15 protein-coding genes and 1 tRNA gene are annotated in these 17,483 nt (G+C 64.0%); 10 read left to right on the forward strand and 6 right to left on the reverse strand.

The window, feature by feature from the left end:
- Positions 1-91: 91 nt before the first annotated feature.
- The gene (locus AC0QUY_RS09335) at positions 92-1,528 is read right to left on the reverse strand and encodes a sulfatase family protein (protein WP_161849583.1); all 1,437 of its coding nucleotides are present in this window, start codon (positions 1,526-1,528) and stop codon (positions 92-94) included.
- A 120-nt stretch (positions 1,529-1,648) separates the two neighbouring features.
- Between AC0QUY_RS09335 and AC0QUY_RS09340 the strand changes: the two genes are divergently transcribed.
- Positions 1,649-2,323, forward strand: coding sequence for a GntR family transcriptional regulator (locus AC0QUY_RS09340; protein ID WP_246738627.1), 675 nt, complete (start codon positions 1,649-1,651; stop codon positions 2,321-2,323).
- A 73-nt stretch (positions 2,324-2,396) separates the two neighbouring features.
- Positions 2,397-2,639: a hypothetical protein gene (locus AC0QUY_RS09345; protein ID WP_475386618.1), complete on the forward strand. Its 243-nt coding sequence runs from the start codon at positions 2,397-2,399 to the stop codon at positions 2,637-2,639.
- Positions 2,640-2,709: 70 nt separating this feature from the next.
- Here the strand turns inward: AC0QUY_RS09345 and AC0QUY_RS09350 are convergent, their stop codons facing one another.
- The 5 genes from AC0QUY_RS09350 to mnmA form a co-directional block, all read right to left on the reverse strand.
- Positions 2,710-5,955, reverse strand: a complete 3,246-nt coding sequence (locus AC0QUY_RS09350) for a tetratricopeptide repeat protein (RefSeq protein WP_475386619.1) — start codon at positions 5,953-5,955, stop codon at positions 2,710-2,712.
- A gap of 385 nt (positions 5,956-6,340) precedes the next feature.
- Positions 6,341-6,417, reverse strand: a tRNA-Met gene (locus AC0QUY_RS09355).
- A 115-nt stretch (positions 6,418-6,532) separates the two neighbouring features.
- On the reverse strand, positions 6,533-6,844 hold the full coding sequence (locus AC0QUY_RS09360) for a hypothetical protein (protein ID WP_371419353.1): 312 nt from the start codon (positions 6,842-6,844) through the stop codon (positions 6,533-6,535).
- Positions 6,845-7,011: 167 nt separating this feature from the next.
- On the reverse strand, positions 7,012-7,650 hold the full coding sequence (locus AC0QUY_RS09365; RefSeq protein ID WP_475386620.1) for a class I SAM-dependent methyltransferase: 639 nt from the start codon (positions 7,648-7,650) through the stop codon (positions 7,012-7,014).
- A gap of 20 nt (positions 7,651-7,670) precedes the next feature.
- Positions 7,671-8,870, reverse strand: a complete 1,200-nt coding sequence (gene mnmA, locus AC0QUY_RS09370; RefSeq protein ID WP_475386621.1) for a tRNA 2-thiouridine(34) synthase MnmA — start codon at positions 8,868-8,870, stop codon at positions 7,671-7,673.
- Positions 8,871-9,216: 346 nt separating this feature from the next.
- Here mnmA and AC0QUY_RS09375 point away from each other — a divergent pair, with 346 nt between their 5' ends.
- The 8 genes from AC0QUY_RS09375 to flbD all read left to right on the forward strand — a co-directional run bounded on the left by AC0QUY_RS09375 (position 9,217) and on the right by flbD (position 17,421).
- A complete protein-coding gene (locus AC0QUY_RS09375; protein ID WP_475386622.1) occupies positions 9,217-10,911 on the forward strand; it encodes a flagellar hook-length control protein FliK in 1,695 nt (564 codons plus the stop codon).
- A 16-nt stretch (positions 10,912-10,927) separates the two neighbouring features.
- A complete protein-coding gene (locus tag AC0QUY_RS09380; RefSeq protein ID WP_161849592.1) occupies positions 10,928-11,623 on the forward strand; it encodes a flagellar hook assembly protein FlgD in 696 nt (231 codons plus the stop codon).
- Between the two features lie 207 nt (positions 11,624-11,830).
- Complete coding sequence (sciP, locus tag AC0QUY_RS09385) at positions 11,831-12,106, forward strand: CtrA inhibitor SciP (protein ID WP_002714638.1); 276 nt, start codon at positions 11,831-11,833, stop codon at positions 12,104-12,106.
- Positions 12,107-12,276: 170 nt separating this feature from the next.
- Positions 12,277-13,905, forward strand: a complete 1,629-nt coding sequence (fliF, locus tag AC0QUY_RS09390; protein WP_161849593.1) for a flagellar basal-body MS-ring/collar protein FliF — start codon at positions 12,277-12,279, stop codon at positions 13,903-13,905.
- A gap of 1 nt (position 13,906) precedes the next feature.
- Entirely contained in the window at positions 13,907-14,992 is a 1,086-nt protein-coding gene (fliG, locus tag AC0QUY_RS09395) for a flagellar motor switch protein FliG (RefSeq protein ID WP_161849594.1), read from the forward strand.
- Positions 14,992-15,618 carry a FliH/SctL family protein gene (locus AC0QUY_RS09400; RefSeq protein WP_475386623.1) on the forward strand — a complete coding sequence of 209 codons (627 nt, stop codon included), beginning with the start codon at positions 14,992-14,994 and terminating at the stop codon, positions 15,616-15,618. Before fliG ends, AC0QUY_RS09400 begins: the two co-directional genes overlap by 1 nt.
- Positions 15,619-15,637: 19 nt before the next feature.
- Positions 15,638-15,988, forward strand: a complete 351-nt coding sequence (fliN, locus tag AC0QUY_RS09405; RefSeq protein WP_108521346.1) for a flagellar motor switch protein FliN — start codon at positions 15,638-15,640, stop codon at positions 15,986-15,988.
- A gap of 53 nt (positions 15,989-16,041) precedes the next feature.
- Positions 16,042-17,421 (forward strand): sigma-54-dependent transcriptional regulator FlbD, encoded by a 1,380-nt coding sequence (gene flbD, locus AC0QUY_RS09410; RefSeq protein WP_161849596.1) that lies wholly within the window; start codon positions 16,042-16,044, stop codon positions 17,419-17,421.
- Positions 17,422-17,483 lie beyond the last annotated feature (62 nt).

Here is a 17,483-nt window from a genome sequence, read left to right on the forward strand (position 1 = left end):
CCGGCATGCTCTGGGAGAGCCGGGGTTGGTGGCGCGCGCCGTCAAGATCGGTGGAGAGGACGTGCGCGCGGTGCTCGACCGCAACCTGCTCTCACGCTGGCTCGAAGAATCCGGGATTTGTCGCGAGGTAACTTGCCAGGCGCGGATCGCTATATTTCCGCGCGACGCCGGCGCGGCGCAGGTCCTCGGCGTAGAACGCCAGCAGCATCGCGACGATCTCCGGATGTTTCGCCGCGACATTGGCGGTTTGCCGGGGGTCGACGCGCAGATCATAGAGTTCGATCGGCTCGCTCGGGGTGGCGTAGAGCAGCGACCAGTCCTGCGTGGTGATGGTGACAGGCTGCCACTCGACGACGGTCCGCATGAGATCATCGACCACTTCGACGGTCTCGCCGGGATTGGCGAGCGGAAGCGCCGTCAACACATGGTCGCGTCCCTCGAACGCCTGACCTGTTACGGCGGGAAGCAGCGAAAGGCCCTGCATCTCCGCTTGTCGCGGCAGGCCGGCGAGATCACAGATCGTCGGCGCGATATCGAGCGCGCAGGCGAGCTTTGACGTCCGGCCGGGCTTGGCGCCGGGCACGTGGATCAACAGCGGCACGCGCGCAATTTCCTCGTATAGCGGCGAGCGCATCCATGTCGCTTCACCGGGCGCGCGGCGGACCATCTTGCCCATCAGCCCGTGCTCACCGAGGAGGAAGCCGTGGTCGGAAACGAAGATGATCGCGGTCGTTTCCTCGATGCCGAGATAGGCGAGCTGGCCGAGCAGATGCCCGATCCAGCGATCGACAAGCTCGAGCTCGCCGCTATAAAGCGCGCGCGCTACCGCGATATCGCGTTCGGTCATGCCGTGCTTCTTGCATTCGCCATAGGGCGGATGCACGCGCTCGCCGGCATAGTCGGGAAGATAGTGTCTGACGTAATAGGCCGGCGGGTCCCACGGCTCGTGCGGATCCCAGGTGTCGACCAGCGCAAAAAACTTGTCCTCGTAGATTTCCTCCAGGCATTTTGCCGCCTGCACCATGGTGAGCGGCGCCGGGCAATCCATCTCTCCAGTGCGCGGATCGGGCTGCACCTTGCCGGTGATCGGCCATTGCGGCAGCTTGCCGCCGCCCTGGCGCTTGGTCTTGCCCGGCGCGCTGTAGGAGGAGTAGTGCGGCGTGCCCAGGAGCTGGGACTTCATGTCGTAGAAGTAGTTGAAGCCGCGATCGTACGAATAGCCGTTGACCTGGTAGAAAGGTGTGTCGACGACGCCGAGCGTGGTGTAGCCCGCATCCGTCAATGCACTCGCAATCGAGCGGTCGGCGCGCGGCAATGCGCCCCAGCCGACGCCGGCGAAAGCGGGCTTTCCGGTGAGATAGTCGTAGCGAGCGGGAACGGTCGGGAAGCTCGACGCATAATAACGGTCGAATACCATCGATCGGTCGGCAAGCCGGTCGAGATTTGGCGTTCTGACCTCGCCGCCGTTGTAGCCGAGCATGTCCCAGCGGACGGTGTCGGACACGATCATCAGGATGCGATCCACCACGGCTTACCTCCCTGTTTTTGTATTTAATAGTAATATATCACATATCACTTCGTCTTGCGTCAACAGTAATATGTTACACATTACATTTACTCGGCTGAGAATCTTGGATAGGCCGTGGGCATGGTGAGACAGGGCGGCGCACTCAGCTTGATGTCCGGCCCGAGCCTGCGCGAGCAGGCGCGGAAGGTGATCCGCGGGCTGATCATCACCGGGCAAATGCAGGCGGATCAGCTTTATTCGGTGCCGCGGCTCGCTACCGAACTCGGCGTTTCGGCCACGCCTGTGCGCGAGGCGCTGCTGGATCTGGCGCGCGAAGGTCTGCTTGAGCCGGTGCGAAATCGCGGGTTTCGCGTGGTTGCGCTCTCGTCAAAGGAGCTCAACGATATCTTCGCCATCCGCGTGCTGCTCGAAGTCCCGAGTGTCGCCGATATCGCGCGCGCCGGTCTCGCACCGGCACAACTTGCAGAACTGCGCGAGCTTGCGGCGGCGACCAAGCGCGCGGCCGATGCCGGCAATCTGATTGAGTTTCTCGAGACCGACCGCACGTTTCACGTCGGCCTGATCGGAACGCTCGGCAACAAGCCGCTTACCGAGCTGGTGGAGACGCTGCGTGATCGCGTCCGGCTTCGCGGATTCAAGAACGCCTCGGGCCGCGAGTATATCGCGCAATCGGCAGCACAGCATTTTCAGTTGCTCGATTTCCTGTCGAAACAGGACGAAGCCGGAGCCGTCGCGGTCATGCGGCGCCATCTGGAAAGGTCGCAACAGGTCTGGGACGACGGGCACGACGCATAGCGGCGCAACGATCGTCGGTGGCAACGCGATCGCGCTGGGCGGCGAATGCCTCACCTCATATCGTTCGGACGCGATGGCCCATGTGCAAGCGTCAGCAAAGCCGCAGCGAGTGCCGCAGGCGCCCTTTCGACGTGCCGAGCGGGCGCTTGGCAAGGCTGACGAAGAAAATCATGGAACGATCCTGATCCGCGATTGGAGCCTGGAGCATGATCCGGAAAAGTGGGTACCGGTTTTCCGAAAAGATCATGCTCAAATCAAAGAGATAGAGCCGGATGACGATTCAAAGAAAAGTCATCACGCTCTAGCCCCTTCGTGAATGCAGTGGACGCGAAAGCGGAAAGTCGCGGATCGAGGTTGCATGCTGCTTTTGCCTCCCAGGAGAACCATCAGAGGCTGCCGGTCCCCACGAGCACAAAAGGCGCCCATATGGCGGGTTGCGCGTTCTCGCCGCCCTTCGCGATCAAGGCCGAGAGCGAGCGGCGAAGCGCCTCGGCGCGGCCGACATCGGGACTCGCCTTCATGGCATCGATGGTGCCGGTGGTGATGGCGACCGCTGCGTCGGAGCTGACCGCCCAGTGCGAGACCAGGAGAGCGCGCGTGCCCGCATAGAAAAATGCCCGCGCAAGACCGGAGAAGGCCTCTGAATTGGAAGCCTGACCGCCAGCCGTATTGCAGGCCGACAGAACCACCCAATCGGCATCCAGCTTGAGGCCCGAAATCTCCGACGACGAGAGATAGCCGTCATCGGCTTGTGTGGCGGCCGGCGGCGGACTCAGGATCAGTCCCGGCTCGATCGATCCATTCACCTGCCCGGCCAGCGCTCCATGGGTCGCAAAATGCAGGATACGATATTTTGCGAGGTCGCCGCTTTCGCTGAGCGCCCTTATCTTCGTCTCGGTAGCGCTATTGCCGAGATAGACGTCGCCTTTGACCGGCGCGAAACTGTTTGCCACCGAGCACAATTCAAGCGCGGTTTCCGGTAGCGGCATCTGGCGCCTGAGCTGCTCGATATCGGCGGTGCCGCCGGACAGCGCGGTGACCGTGCGAAAACCTCTTTGCGCGACCTGGCTTGCTTGCGCTGGAATGGCTGCACAATTCTGGATCTGGCGCGTCAGCCTGGCGCGCGCAACCGCAAGATCGCTGCGGCCATCTCCATCGAGCAAGGGATTGCCGAAGCCGAGGAACGGCTTCGATGCGCTGCTCTTCTGCGCGATCTGGCGCAGCGCCTTGAGGCTGGAGACCGAGGGCAAGACGGTCGTCGCAAATCGCTTGACCAGCCAGGGCGCTTTCGAAAGGTCCGCGTTCGCGCCGTCCTTGCCGGCGTCCGGCGCAGGCTTGTCGGTCAGCAGCGTCCCGAAAGGCAGCATGGCCAGCGGACCGGACGGCACCAGGATCAGTTCCTTGCCGTCGATGTCGCGGGCGACCGGGCCGAGCAACGCCCGATAGAGCGCAAAGGACCGCTCCTGGTCGAACGGCAATGGCTCGCGTGCCGCCAGTGGGCGCTTCAGGCCAAGTTTTTCCGGACATGTGGACGCCTTGTCCAGCCACGCTTCCGCATCGAGGCCGCAGCGCAAGATGCCGACCGTATCGGCGAGCTGCTTCTCGCCGATATCGGCAGCGTGCCACCGCACGTCCGAACGCGTCACCGTCCAGACAAAGGTGAAGCGCAAGGTCGTCGTAAACAGCAGCAAGGCCTCGTTCGGATGGAGCTGCTTCTGAACGTCCTCGATCGAAATGGGAGCCTTGGTGGCCAGCGCCGAATAATCCGGGAACTGCGTGCGGATCTTGTCGTCCAGTTGCCGGATCTGTCCGGCGATGGCCGAGGCTCGGGCGCGAAGCGCCTGCTCCGCCACTTTGTTGCGCGCGGCATCAGGCTGCGAGAGCGCCGCGACCAGCATCTTGTCGGTGGCGATTGCCTGCTCGTCGAGGTCCTGCCGCTCGCGAACGCGCGCCGCCAGATCCCCGCTGCCTTTTGCGATGCGGGCCGACATTCCGGCAATCGCTCGCGCCGCCTTTTCGTCGCCGATCCATTGCGCCGCCTCGAACGCCTGCGATCGCAGCACGCTGGCCCGCCCGCCATCGGAGGCGCCTGCGAGATTGTAGGCGGCGACGATCAATCCCGGGAACGGATTGGTGTCGTCACGGGCTTTCAGATCGCTCCGGCCCCTTTCCTCGCGGCTGTTCTGGATGGCCGCCGCCCGGGCATACGCATCGTGGGCTTGCCGCCAATCCTTCACATCGAGATAGTGTGCGCCGAGATTGACGAAGCTGTTGGCGACGTCGGGATGCGCATCGCCGAGCGTCTGCAGGCGCATGTTCAGCGCCCGTTTCAGCAGCGGCTCGGCCTCCTGCGGCCGCCCGGTACTGTCCAGCACCACAGCCAGATTGTTGAGGCTGCTTGCGAGGAGCGGGTGAGAACCGCCGAGCGCGGCTTCGCGTATGGCAAGCGACCGGCGCGCCAGCGGTTCCGCTTCAGCGTAACGATCACCGTTGCCAAGCAGCGCCACGAGATTGTCGAGAGAAACGGCAACATCCAGATGGGTCGCACCGAGGCTCTTCTCGCGAATGGCCAGCGATTTCCGGAAGAGCTGTTCGGCTTCCTGCGTACGCCCCAGACGCATCCACGCTTCGGCAAGATTGTTCAGAGCCGTCGCCACCGTCGGATGCGCCGTTCCAAATGCCTTTTCGTGAATCGCAAGCGCACGGGCAAGCAGGCCCTCGGCTTCGGCTTCCCTGCCCTCGCGCGAGAACACCAACGCCAGATTGTTGAGGCTCGCTGCGACGTCGGAATGGTCCGGGCCCAGCGCTTTTTCGCGGATGGCCAGGGTCCTCCGGGCCAGTTGCTCGGCCTCCTGAAGTCGCCCCTGGGCGCGACGGAGCTCGCCGAGATTATTGAGCGTGGCCGCCAGATAGATGCTGTCGGCGCCATGCTTTTTTTCCTGGAGATCGAGCGCTTCGGCAAAGCGCGCCTCCGCCAATTGCAGCCGGCCCTGGGCCCGATAGACTTCGGCGATGTTGCTCAGGGTCACCGGGATCATGATGTCCGCCTGCCCCGGAGACTTCCTGAAGACTTCCAGCGCGCCGTTGAAAATATCGAGCGCCTCCGTCTCCTTCATTTGACGGTGACGGAGATTGCCGAGCTGCATGCGCGTCAGCGCCGTCGTGAGATGGTCAGGGCCCAGTGCACGCTCATTGATGCCAATCGCGCGCATAATATCGCGCTCGGCGTCATTCAGCCGGTTCTGGCCCAGCTCGATCTGGCCCAGCGTGACGAGCACGGCCGCAACATCGGGATGATTTGGACCGAGGCTTTTCTCACGGATGGCAAGCGCTCTTTTCAGGACACTTTCGGCTTCGGCGGTTTCGCCTTGCGTCTGCAGCACCTGGCCCAGCACGACCAGTATCGTTGCCGTCAAAGGCGACTGACGCCCGGACGTTCTTTCGGCCTCGCTCTGGAGCTTCCTCGCAAGACTGACCGCCTCGCCGTAGCGGCCCTCCTTTGCAAGCGCTGTGATGCGCTGCATCAGCGTCAGCATTTCCTGCGGACCCGCGCCGCAGGGCGACACCACGACGCTCACAAGAAACAGGACACCGAAAAACCGCCCGGCAAACCCCAGCCACCCTGCCCGCATGCTGCGCTTGCTCCCAATTCCCCGAACCTGCCATTTGGTAGGACACAGCAAGATGGAGGCCGTGTGACCGCGCCATGGCCTATTCCGGGGGCAGCAATGCGAGCCAAATGGCCGGCCGCCATCACCCGCACCTGGTATGGCTCAGCGGGATTTTCCAAACGTCGCAGCGATGTCGTGGACCGGCAGTCGGCGCCTGCGTATAGGTCGAAAGATCCGCCTGGATCACATTACATTGCGGGTGCTAAAGGCGTCGGCGATCAGCTACGCGGCATTGGAGCCCAGCGGCTATCCGCCCTCATGATTGAAGGCAACTTAGCCGCGCACCACTCGCGGCAATTGGACGAAATCGCTGAAAATCGTAGGCAGGGGCGCAAAATCGCAGATTTGGTAGCGAGAGAGGGACTCGAACCCCCGACCCCAGGATTATGATTCCCGTGCTCTAACCAGCTGAGCTACCTCGCCACGGTTCACCGTCACGGCCTACTATACCGCATTCGCGAACGCGCGGCATATAAGGAGTGGGTCGAGGACCTGTCAAGCAAAGCCAGCGGTCTAACCAAGCCTCTGCACAATAGCGCTATTTTGGCCGGATTGTCGGGTCGCCGCCGGGGCTGCCGGGCGGCGGAATCACCGGCGTCTTGCCGGCGTCGGGGGCCGGCGCGTGCATTTCAGGATCGATGCCGGGAGGTGGGCACAAAACACCATCCGAACGGGCCAATTTGTCGCCGAGCGGTTCGGCCCGCTGGCCGGTTGTCGTCCCCTCCGGAACCTTTTCGCCAGAGTTCGGCAACGGCTGCATCGGCGCGCAATTGGCCGCGCGCTGCGGCGACGGGGGCGCGGTCTGGGCCGGCGGCGTGGCCGGGGTCGGCGGTGCCTGTGCAACTGCCATGCTGGCCGTCGCCGCCCACACACACGAGATCAAAAAGGCGCGTTTCATTGCCATGCAAGGAAAACGGCCCGCGCTCGCGGAGGTTCCGCGGCTAGATTGTCGCGTTCTTTGTTGACGCGATTTCTTGACGCGAACCGACAGCTACTTCGCTCGAAAACGCTGTGCGTTCACGATTTCCGAAAGCGGATCAGCGAAAAGTGTCCCATCGGCGGCATCGGCCGCCGTTCGGTCAAGGTGACGCCGCCATGCTTGGCAGCCCAGTTGGTCAGGCGTTCCCACGGAAATTCCGGCCGCCAGCCCAGCCGTCGCGCCAATGGCGCGAACGCCAGTTCGAACATCCGGCGCGGCCCGCTTTCGGCGCCGATGTGATTGACCAGGATCAGTTCGCCGCCCGGCTTCAGCACGCGGATGAAATCATCCAGCGTCCGCTCCGGATCCGGCACCGCGGTGATGACATATTGCGCCACCACTGCGTCGAAAAACGAATCCGGGAACGCAAGATTCTTGGCGTCCATCACCGCGAGCGCCTCGACATTGGTCAGGCCGAACTCGCGCACGCGCTTGAGCGCACGCCGCAGCATCGGCTCGGAAATGTCGACGCCGCATAATTTGGTATTGCGCGAATATTCCGACAGCGATAGCCCGGTGCCGACACCGACATCGAGAACGCGTCCGCCGATCTTGTCGGCCTCCGCAATGGTCGACCGGCGACCCTCGTCGAACACCTTGCCGAAAACCAGATCGTAGACCGGCGCCCAGCGCCCATAAGCCTTTTCGACCCCTTCGCGGTCGATGTCCCCAGCCATTTCCTCTGCCCCGATTTTCTTTAAGTGCGCATCACCTCGGCGAGCGGCGCGGTCTTTTCCTGCGCCCCTGCCCTCGCCGCCACATGGCGTGCGGTCGCGCTCTTGATGAATCCGCCGCCGAGCACCCGCGCCTGTCCGGAAGGCGCATCGTAGAACACGCAGGCCTGGCCGGGCGATACGCCCTCTTCGCCGGCAACGAGTTCGACTTCATAACCGCCATCGACCGCGCGCAAGCACGCCGGCTGCGGCGCACGCGTCGATCGCACCCGCACGAACATCTCGATGCCGTCGCCGATGACGCGGTCGAGCGCGCCGTCGCCGATCCAGTTGACGTCACGCAGGCGGATGCGATCCATCCGCAGCGCCTCGCGCGGTCCCACCACGACGCGGCGGCTGGCCGCATCGAGCTTGAGGACGTAGAGCGGCGCACCGGAGGCGATGCCAAGTCCCTTGCGCTGGCCGACGGTGAAATGAACGATGCCCTGATGCTGGCCGATGACGCGGCCTTCGAGATCGACGATGTCACCCGGCTCGATCGCGCCGGGCTTCAAACGCCCGATGATGTCGGTATAGCGCCCGGTCGGCACGAAGCAGATGTCCTGGCTGTCCTGCTTGTCGGCGACTTCGAGGCCGAAGCGCCGCGCCAGTTCGCGCGCCTGCGGCTTGGTCATGTCGCCGAGCGGGAAGCGCAGATAATCGAGCTGCTCACGCGTGGTCGCGAACAGGAAATAGCTCTGGTCGCGATCGGCGTCCGCAGCGCACACCAGCGCCCGCGATCCGTTGGCAAGGCGGCGCGAAGCGACGTAATGCCCGGTTGCGAGCGCCTGCGCGCCGAGTTCGCGCGCGGTCGCGAGCAGATCGCGAAATTTGACCGAGCGGTTGCACTCGATGCAGGGCACCGGCGTTTCGCCGAGCGCGTAGCTGTCGGCAAAATTATCGATCACGGATTCGCGGAAGCGACTTTCGTAGTCGAGCACGTAATGCGGGATGCCGATCCGTTCGGCGACGTTGCGGGCGTCGTGGATGTCGCGCCCCGCACAGCACGCGCCCTTGCGATGGGTGGCCGCGCCATGATCGTAAAGCTGCAGCGTGATCCCGACCACGTCGTAGCCCTCGGACTTCAGCAAGGCAGCCGTCACCGACGAGTCGACGCCGCCGGACATGGCGACCACGACCCGTGTGTCCTGCGGGCGGCCTTCGAGATCCAGACTGTTTCGCATGCCAGGGGTCATCGACTTCAATCGCGAGCGCGCCGGGCGGTTCGCGGAACAGGGTTGAAAAGCCTTTTGCATATAAGGCCTTAGGGCGTCATTCGGCCATACCGGGCCGGATCGGGCGCCGCTCTTTAATATAGGCCGTATTCCCGTGAGGCAATCAGCCGACCCGCATTTTGAAGCGTGTCCAGGACGGCAAATCTTGCCGCCGGGCAGAAAAGGGGGCCGCCGTCCCGCGCTGACTTCCGGCCGCAACATTCGTAAGCGATTGAAATATAACGATATTTTTTGCCGCGGCAGGTGGCCCGGTCCTTGCTGAAGGATAGCGGAGAGCTCAGCGCGAGGGTTGCCCGTGGTTAGTGTCACGTCAGAAGTATCGGCAAATGCATCTTTTCAGACCGCAGCGGCGCGGTCCTCCCGTCCGGATGCCGAGCCATCCGCCGGAAACGACAGCTTCGCGGCGCTGGTCGACAGCAATACGGCGGCGAGCCGCGACAACCATCGCGCACCTGATACGGCGCCCGCCCCGCGCCGCTCCGACGACACGCCAGCGGCCTCCGACAACCGCTCGCGCGACAATGCTGCCGGTCCCGACAAGGCCGCGCGCAATGATTCGAATGCTCGCGACGCGGCGGCCAAGACACAAAACGACAAGACGCGCGGCGACAAGGCAAACGACGACGGCAACGTCGATACCAATGCCGAGGCCGGGACCAAAGACGTAAAGACCGGCCGCGCCAAATCGAAGTCCGACGCGCCGAAGTCCGACAAGGCGAAATCGGACGAGACGACGCAGGCCTCTTCCGGCGATGCTTCCGCGGCCACCGATCAGGCCGAGACCACGCAGGATGCAACGGTGACGGCCGACGCGATTGCCGTCACCATCTCTACCGCTGCAGCGCCGGCGCCGACGGCTTCGACGACACCCACAACCGACAAGGCGACCGCGCCGCTTGCCATCGCGGCGGCTGCGATCGCCGCCTCCGCTTCGCTCGCCGCCGAGACCGCGCCAGCGGCTACCGCCGCTGAAGGCACCGAAGCCACCGTCACCGCGCCCGCCACCGCAAACAACACGCAAGCGGACGGTGCCAAGGCCAGCGCGCAGGGCGGCGTCGGTCAGGCCGTCAGCGCCCAGGCCATATCCGCCGACGCGTCCGTCACGACGGGCATCGCTCAGGCCGCGTCGACGGTCGCCGCGACTCCTGCCGCCGGCACCAAACCTTCCGCACAGCTCAAGAACCCCGATCTCGCCAGGAAAGGCGCGACGACGGTCGTCGAGCAGACCAAAACCACCGCCACCGCCGCACCCGCAGCACCTGCCGCTGATACCACCGTGCCCGCCGTCACGGCGGCCGCCGAAGCCGCAGGAAAGCCGAACTCCGAGAACGGCATCGCCGACGCCGTGAAGGCCGATGCGTTAGGCAATTCCGTCGCGCCATCGGCTGCGAACGTCAACGCTAACACCACCACGCATTTTGCTGCCCCTGATATCGTCGGCCAGACGCCGCTCAACGCGTCCGGCAACGGCCTGCAGGCTTCCATCCAGACGCAGCAATCGGCCACTTCTGCCACGACAACGGCTGCAGCCGCTAGCCAACTCACCGCCACGGCAGCGACGAGCGCCGCGGTGCCGGTCAGCGGGCTTGCGATGGAAATCGCCGCGTCCGCCAGGAGCGGCAAGACCCGCTTCGAAATCCGGCTCGATCCCGCCGAACTCGGCCGCATCGACGTCCGCATCGATGTCGATCGCCACGGCCAGGTGACGTCGCATCTGACCGTCGAACGGCCGGAAACGCTGTCGATGCTGCGTCAGGACGCCAACCAGTTGCAGCGTGCGCTCGATAACGCCGGCCTCTCGACCGGCAATGGTGGTTTGCAGTTCAGCCTGCGCGATCAGTCCTCGCAGGGCCAGAACGACGGCAACCAGTCAAATCCAAATGCGCATCGCCTCGTCGTCAGCGAGGAAGACAGCGTGCCGGCCGTCGTCGCCGGCCGCAGCTATGGCCGCATGCTCGGCGCGAGCGGCGGCGTCGATATCAGGGTTTAGTTTAAAGGAGTTCGCCATGGCAGTCGATGCAACCATGCCGACGACGGTCGTCTCGGCGCCCGGGACCAATACCACCACCAGCAACACTACGTCGTCGACGAAGACGGCGGGGATTGCGGATAACTTCCAGACCTTCCTGACGCTGCTGACCACGCAGCTTCAGCACCAGAATCCGATGGATCCGCTCGACACCAACCAGTTCACTCAGCAGCTCGTGCAGTTTGCCGGCATCGAGCAGCAGCTCAAGTCGAACGAGCAGTTGAAGGCGCTGGTGGAAATCGAAAAGAGCGCCCAAGCGACGCAGGCGCTGGTCTATGTCGGCAACACCGTTGCCGTCGACGGCAGCAAGGCACAGTTCAACAAATCGGCGACCTGGAATTTCAATTCCGAGAAAGACACCAGCGCGACGATCACCATCACCAATTCGGCGGGACAGACCGCCTATACGGGCAACTATACGCTGAAGAAGGGCGGCTCCAGTTTCGTCTGGGACGGCAAGGGCAATGACGGCGTGCAGTGGCCGGCCGGCACCTACACCTTGACCGCCACCGGCAAGGACAGCTCCGGCAACAACGTCGCGATTTCCACCGAAGTCCAGGGCATCGTGGATTCGGTCGATCTGACCTCCTCCCCGCCGCTGCTGTCGATCGGCGGCCAGAGCTACACCACCGACAAGATCAAGCGAGTGGTCCGCCCGAGCACCTCCAGCTAGCGCACCGGCCAGCCCCCCAGCACCCCGGCCTTCCCGGCCCGGCAGCCTCCGAGTGAACGCAATTGCGTCCCCGGAAGCCCGGGCCGAAGCCGTTTTCGGTCATTTTCAAGGAGATTCGTATTCGAGCCGTATGCTTAGGCAAATTTTAAGCCGAGGGGCGTAGATTTACTACCGTGAGTTCAGTGGTTGAGAGTTTGTGAGTACGCCATGACAGAACCCCATCGCCCGAGGGTAAAATACGTCATCGGGCCTGACGGCAGTCCGTTAACAATTGCTGACCTGCCAGCGCCCGGAACCAAACGGTGGGTGATCCGCCGCAAGGCAGAAGTCGTTGCCGCGGTCCGCGGTGGCCTGCTTTCCCTCGAAGAGGCCTGCAGCCGCTATACCCTGACGGTCGACGAGTTCCTTTCCTGGCAGTTTTCCATCGACCAGCATGGTCTGGCAGGCCTGCGGACCACTCGGATCCAGCAATATCGCCAGTAAGCTCTCCTGAATCAAAAGATTTGATGAAAACCGGCTTCGTTTTACGAAGCCGGTTTTTTTCATGCCGGAACTATTCGGGGCGGCTTTAATGGTTGTTAACCATATGGAAACCATCCCCTAGGCAATAATTGCCCAGTCGGTCCCTGGGGCCGAATCCCTGGGGGTAGTTGGTGCAAAGTCTCGTTGCTTTCTTGAAAGGCCTGGGCGCAGCACGGCTGATGGCCATGGTTGCGGTCACCACCGCCCTGATCGGCTTCTTCGCTTTCGTCATCATGCGCGTCACGACGCCGCAGATGACCACCCTGTTCACCGACCTCTCCTTTGAAGATTCCTCCAGCATCATCAAGGATCTGGAACGCCAGGCCATTCCCTTCGAGCTGCGCAATGAAGGCGCGGTCATCATGGTGCCGAAGGACAAGGTCACGCGGCTGCGGATGAAACTCGCCGAAGCCAATCTGCCCAAGGGCGGCGGCGTCGGCTACGAGATCTTCGACAAGTCCGACGCGCTCGGCACCACGAGCTTCGTCCAGAACATCAATCATCTGCGTGCGCTGGAGGGCGAGCTCGCCCGCACCATCCGCGCCATCGACCGCATCCAGGCCGCCCGCGTCCATCTGGTGCTGCCGGAACGGCCGTTGTTCGCGCGTGAAGCGCCGGAGCCGTCGGCCTCGATCGTGGTGCGGGTGCGCGGCAGCCTCGAACCCCAGCAGATCCGCGCCATCCGCCATGTCGTCGCCTCCGCCGTCAACGGATTGAAGCCGCAGCGGGTCTCAATCGTCGACGAGGCCGGCCGCCTGCTAGCCGACGGCGCCACCAAGGATGCCGAAATCGCCATCGGTGACGAGCGCCGCACCGCCTTCGAGAAGCGCATGCGCAACGAAGTCGAGGCGATCGTCTCTTCAGTGGTCGGTCAGGGCCGCGCCCGCGTCCAGCTCACCGCCGATTTCGACTACAACAAGGTCACCCAGACCTCGGACAAGTTCGATCCCGAGGGCCGCGTGCTGCGCTCGACCCAGACCCGCGAGGAATCTTCCGCCAGCGCCGGCGACGGCGGCCAGGTGACCGTCAACAACGAATTGCCCGGCAACCAGGCCAACAGCGGCACGGCTACCGCCCGCGACCAGAGCAAGAAGAGCGAAGAGACCAACAATTACGAGATTTCCCGCACCACCAAGACCGAGGTCACCGAGGCCGGTCGGGTCAACCGGATCTCGGTCGCGGTGCTGGTCGACGGCGCCTATACCAAGAACGAAAAAGGCGAGATGGTCTATCAGGACCGCAGCAAGGAGCAGCTCGACCGTATCGCCACCCTGGTGCGCTCGGCGATCGGCTTCGACCAGAAGCGCGGCGACCAGGTCGAGGTCGTCAACCTCCGCTTTGCCGAAGCCCCCACCGTTCCGCCGGTTGTCGAGCCCGCCGGTCTGCTCGGCATGCTGCAGTTCACCAAGGATGACGTCATGTACGTCATCGAGCTCGGCGTCATGATGCTGCTCGGCCTCGTGGTGCTGTTCCTGGTGATCCGCCCGCTGGTCAAACGCATCCTGGCTGCCGAAGTCATCCCGGCCCTGGCCGAACCGGCGCCGGCCTTGATCGAGGGCAACGGGCCGAACGGAGAACTCGGTCCCAATCAGGCCTTGATCGCCGGCACCAGCGGCACCGCCCAGTTGATCGACGTCGCCCAGGTCCAGGGCCAGGTCCACGCCCAGGCCGTGCACCGGGTCGGCGAACTGGCCGAACGTAATCCGAACGAAACCGCTTCCATCGTTCGCCAGTGGCTGAGCGAACCCGCCGAGAGCTGACATGGCCGCAGTACCGCAAACCTCAAACGCAAACGACATCACCACCGTCATCTCGGCGCTGGCGAGCCGTCAGAGCAACCGGCCCAAGGGCCAGCCGCTGAGCGGCCCGAAGCGCGCCGCCATCCTGATGCTGGCGCTGGGCGAGCAATATGGCGGCAAGGTGTGGTCGCTGCTCGACGACGACGAAGTGCGTGAACTGTCGATCCACATGTCGACGCTCGGCACCGTCGAGGCCGACGTGGTGGAAGACCTGCTGCTCGAATTCGTGTCGCGGATGTCGGCGTCCGGCGCGCTGATGGGCACCTTCGACGCCACCGAGCGGTTGCTGCAGCAATATCTGCCGTCCGAGCGCGTCACCGGCATCATGGACGAAATCCGCGGCCCCGCCGGCCGCAACATGTGGGAGAAGCTTTCCAACGTCCAGGAGGAGGTGCTCGCCAACTACCTCAAGAACGAATATCCGCAGACCATCGCGGTGGTGCTGTCGAAGCTGAAGCCGGAACACGCCGCGCGCGTGCTGGCGATCCTGCCCGAAGATCTCGCGCTCGACGTGGTCGGGCGCATGCTGAAGATGGAAGCGGTGCAGAAGGAAGTCATCGAGCGCGTCGAGCAGACGCTGCGCACCGAATTCATGTCCAACCTGTCACAGACCCGGCGCCGCGATGCCCACGAGGTAATGGCCGAAATCTTCAACAATTTCGACCGCCAGACCGAGACCCGCTTCATCACCTCGCTGGAAGAGGAAAACCGCGAATCCGCCGAGCGCATCAAGGCGCTGATGTTCACCTTCGATGACTTGATCAAGCTCGACTCCGCCTCGGCCCAGACGCTGATGCGCAACGTCGACAAGGACAAGCTCGGCATCGCGCTCAAGAGCGCCAACGAGGAGGTGCGCGCCTTCTTCCTCGGCAACATGTCCTCGCGCGCCGGCAAGATGCTGATGGACGACATGGCCGCGATGGGACCGGTGCGGCTGCGTGACGTCGACGAGGCGCAGGCACTGCTCGTCAACCTCGCCAAGGACATGGCGGCCAGGGGCGAAATCACCCTGACCAAGAACCGCGCCGACGACGAGTTGGTGTACTGATGGCCGCGCCCGCAAAATTCCTGTTCGACACCGACTTCGCCGCGCCCGACAAGACGCGCGAGCGTGCCGCGACCGCCGCCGAGATCGCGCAAAAGGTCGCGGAGGCCGAGGCACGTGCCTACCGCGCCGGCTACGAGGCGGCCCAGCACGAGGCCAAGGTGGAAAGCGACCGTCGCTCGGCGCTGGCGCTGGAAGAGATTGGCATCGCCATCAGGGGCATCGCCACGCGCTTCTCCGGCATCGAAGCCAGAATGGAAACCGAGGCTGTCGATGTCGCGGTCGCAGTGGCGCGCAAGCTGTGCACCGAACTGGTCGCCCGCGAGCCGCTCGGCGAGATCATGGCGCTGGTCAGCGACTGCTTCTCGCATCTGGTTGCGACCCCGCATCTCGTCGTTCGCATCAGTGACCAGCTCTACGAGGCTGCCCGCGAGAAGATCGAGCGGCAGGCATCCCAAAGCGGTTTCGAGGGTCGGCTGGTGATCCTGGCCGAGCCCGGCATCGCCACCGGCGACTGCCGGATCGAATGGGCCGACGGCGGCGTGGTGCTGGAACGCGCGGCCATCGAAGCGAAGATCAGCGAACTCGTCGGGCGCTATCTGGCGTCCCGCGACCAGGCCGGAACGTGAAGGCCATGAGGACTGAACCATGAGTGACACCGACGCACAGGTACCGCTACCCGATCTCAACGCCGCGGACGCGCCGCCGATCGACGACCTCGCCTACAACGAGGACGAACAGGCCTCGCGCATCGCAGCCGACCTCGAAGCCGTGTTCGACGTGCCGGTGCAGGTCTCGGCCGTGCTCGGCCGCTCCAAGATGGATGTCGGCGAGTTATTGAAGCTCGGCCCCGGCACTGTGCTCGAACTCGATCGCCGCGTCGGCGAGGCCATCGACATCTACGTCAACAACCGCCTGGTGGCGCGTGGCGAAGTGGTGCTGGTGGAAGACAAGCTCGGCGTGACCATGACGGAAATCATCAAGGCCGAACGCAGCTAACAATTTTGGCGACACGCGCCCGAACGACGCGAACAGACGGACAGGAGACAGACATGCGGCTTCTCATCGTTGGCACATTGAAGGGCCAACTCACGACCGCCACCAAGATCGCGATGGCAAACGGGGCTTCCGTGACCCACGCCGAAGCGATCGAACAGGCGATGGCCGTGCTGCGCGGCGGCAAGGGCGCCGACCTGCTGCTGGTCGACGTCGCCCTCGACATCCGCGACCTGGTGATGCGGCTGGAAGCCGAACACATCCACGTGCCGATCGTGGCCTGCGGCATCTCCAACGACGCCCGCGCCGCGGTCGCCGCGATCCACGCCGGCGCCAAGGAATACATCCCGCTGCCGCCCGATCCGGAACTGATCGCCGCCGTGCTCGCCGCAGTCGCCAATGATTCACGTGATCTGATCTATCGCGACGAAGCCATGGGCAAGGTGATCAAGCTGGCACAGCAGATCGCGGGCTCGGATGCCTCGGTCATGATCACCGGCGAATCCGGCACCGGCAAGGAAGTGCTGGCGCGTTATGTCCATTCCCGCTCGAACCGTGCCAAGCGCCCCTTCATCTCGATCAATTGCGCCGCGATCCCCGAACACTTGCTGGAGTCCGAACTGTTCGGCCACGAGAAAGGCGCCTTCACCGGCGCCGTCGCCCGCCGCATCGGCAAGTTCGAGGAGGCCAGCGGCGGCACGCTGCTGCTCGACGAAATCTCCGAAATGGACGTCCGCCTGCAATCGAAACTCTTGCGCGCGATCCAGGAGCGCGTCATCGACCGCGTCGGCGGCACCAAGCCGGTGCCGGTAGACATCCGTATCATCGCGACCTCGAACCGCAATCTCTCTGAGGCCGTGCGCGACGGCACCTTCCGCGAGGATCTCTTGTTCCGCCTCAACGTCGTCAATCTGAAGATTCCTCCCTTACGCGACCGCCCGGCCGACATCCTCGAACTGGCGCAGCACTTTGCCAAAAAGTACGCCGAGGCTAATGGCGTGCCGCTGCGTCCCATCTCCGCCGATGCCCGGCGGGTGCTGACCTCGAACCGCTGGCAGGGCAACGTCCGCGAACTCGAAAACACCATCCACCGCTCGGTGCTGATGGCGCAGGGCGACGAGATCGGTCCGGACGCTATCGTCACCCCCGATGGCGACCGCCTCGATCTCGCCAAGACCGCGCCCGCAGTCGCGCACGCCACCTTTGCCGCCGAACAGGTCACACGTGCTCTGGTCGGCCGCACCGTCGCCGACGTCGAGCGCGACCTGATCCTGGAGACGCTGAAACACTGCCTCGGCAACCGGACCCATGCCGCAAACATCCTCGGCATCTCGATCCGCACGCTGCGCAACAAGCTGAACGAATATGCCGATGGCGGGATACCGATCACGCCGGCCGGCGCGGGTGAGCATCAGCGGTTTATGACGGCGGGCTAGGCTTTACGCCCGCCTCCGTCATTGCGAGGAGCGAACGACGAAGCAATCCATACTTCCTCGCC

It is taken from the genome of Bradyrhizobium sp. WYCCWR15520, assembly GCF_056174665.1.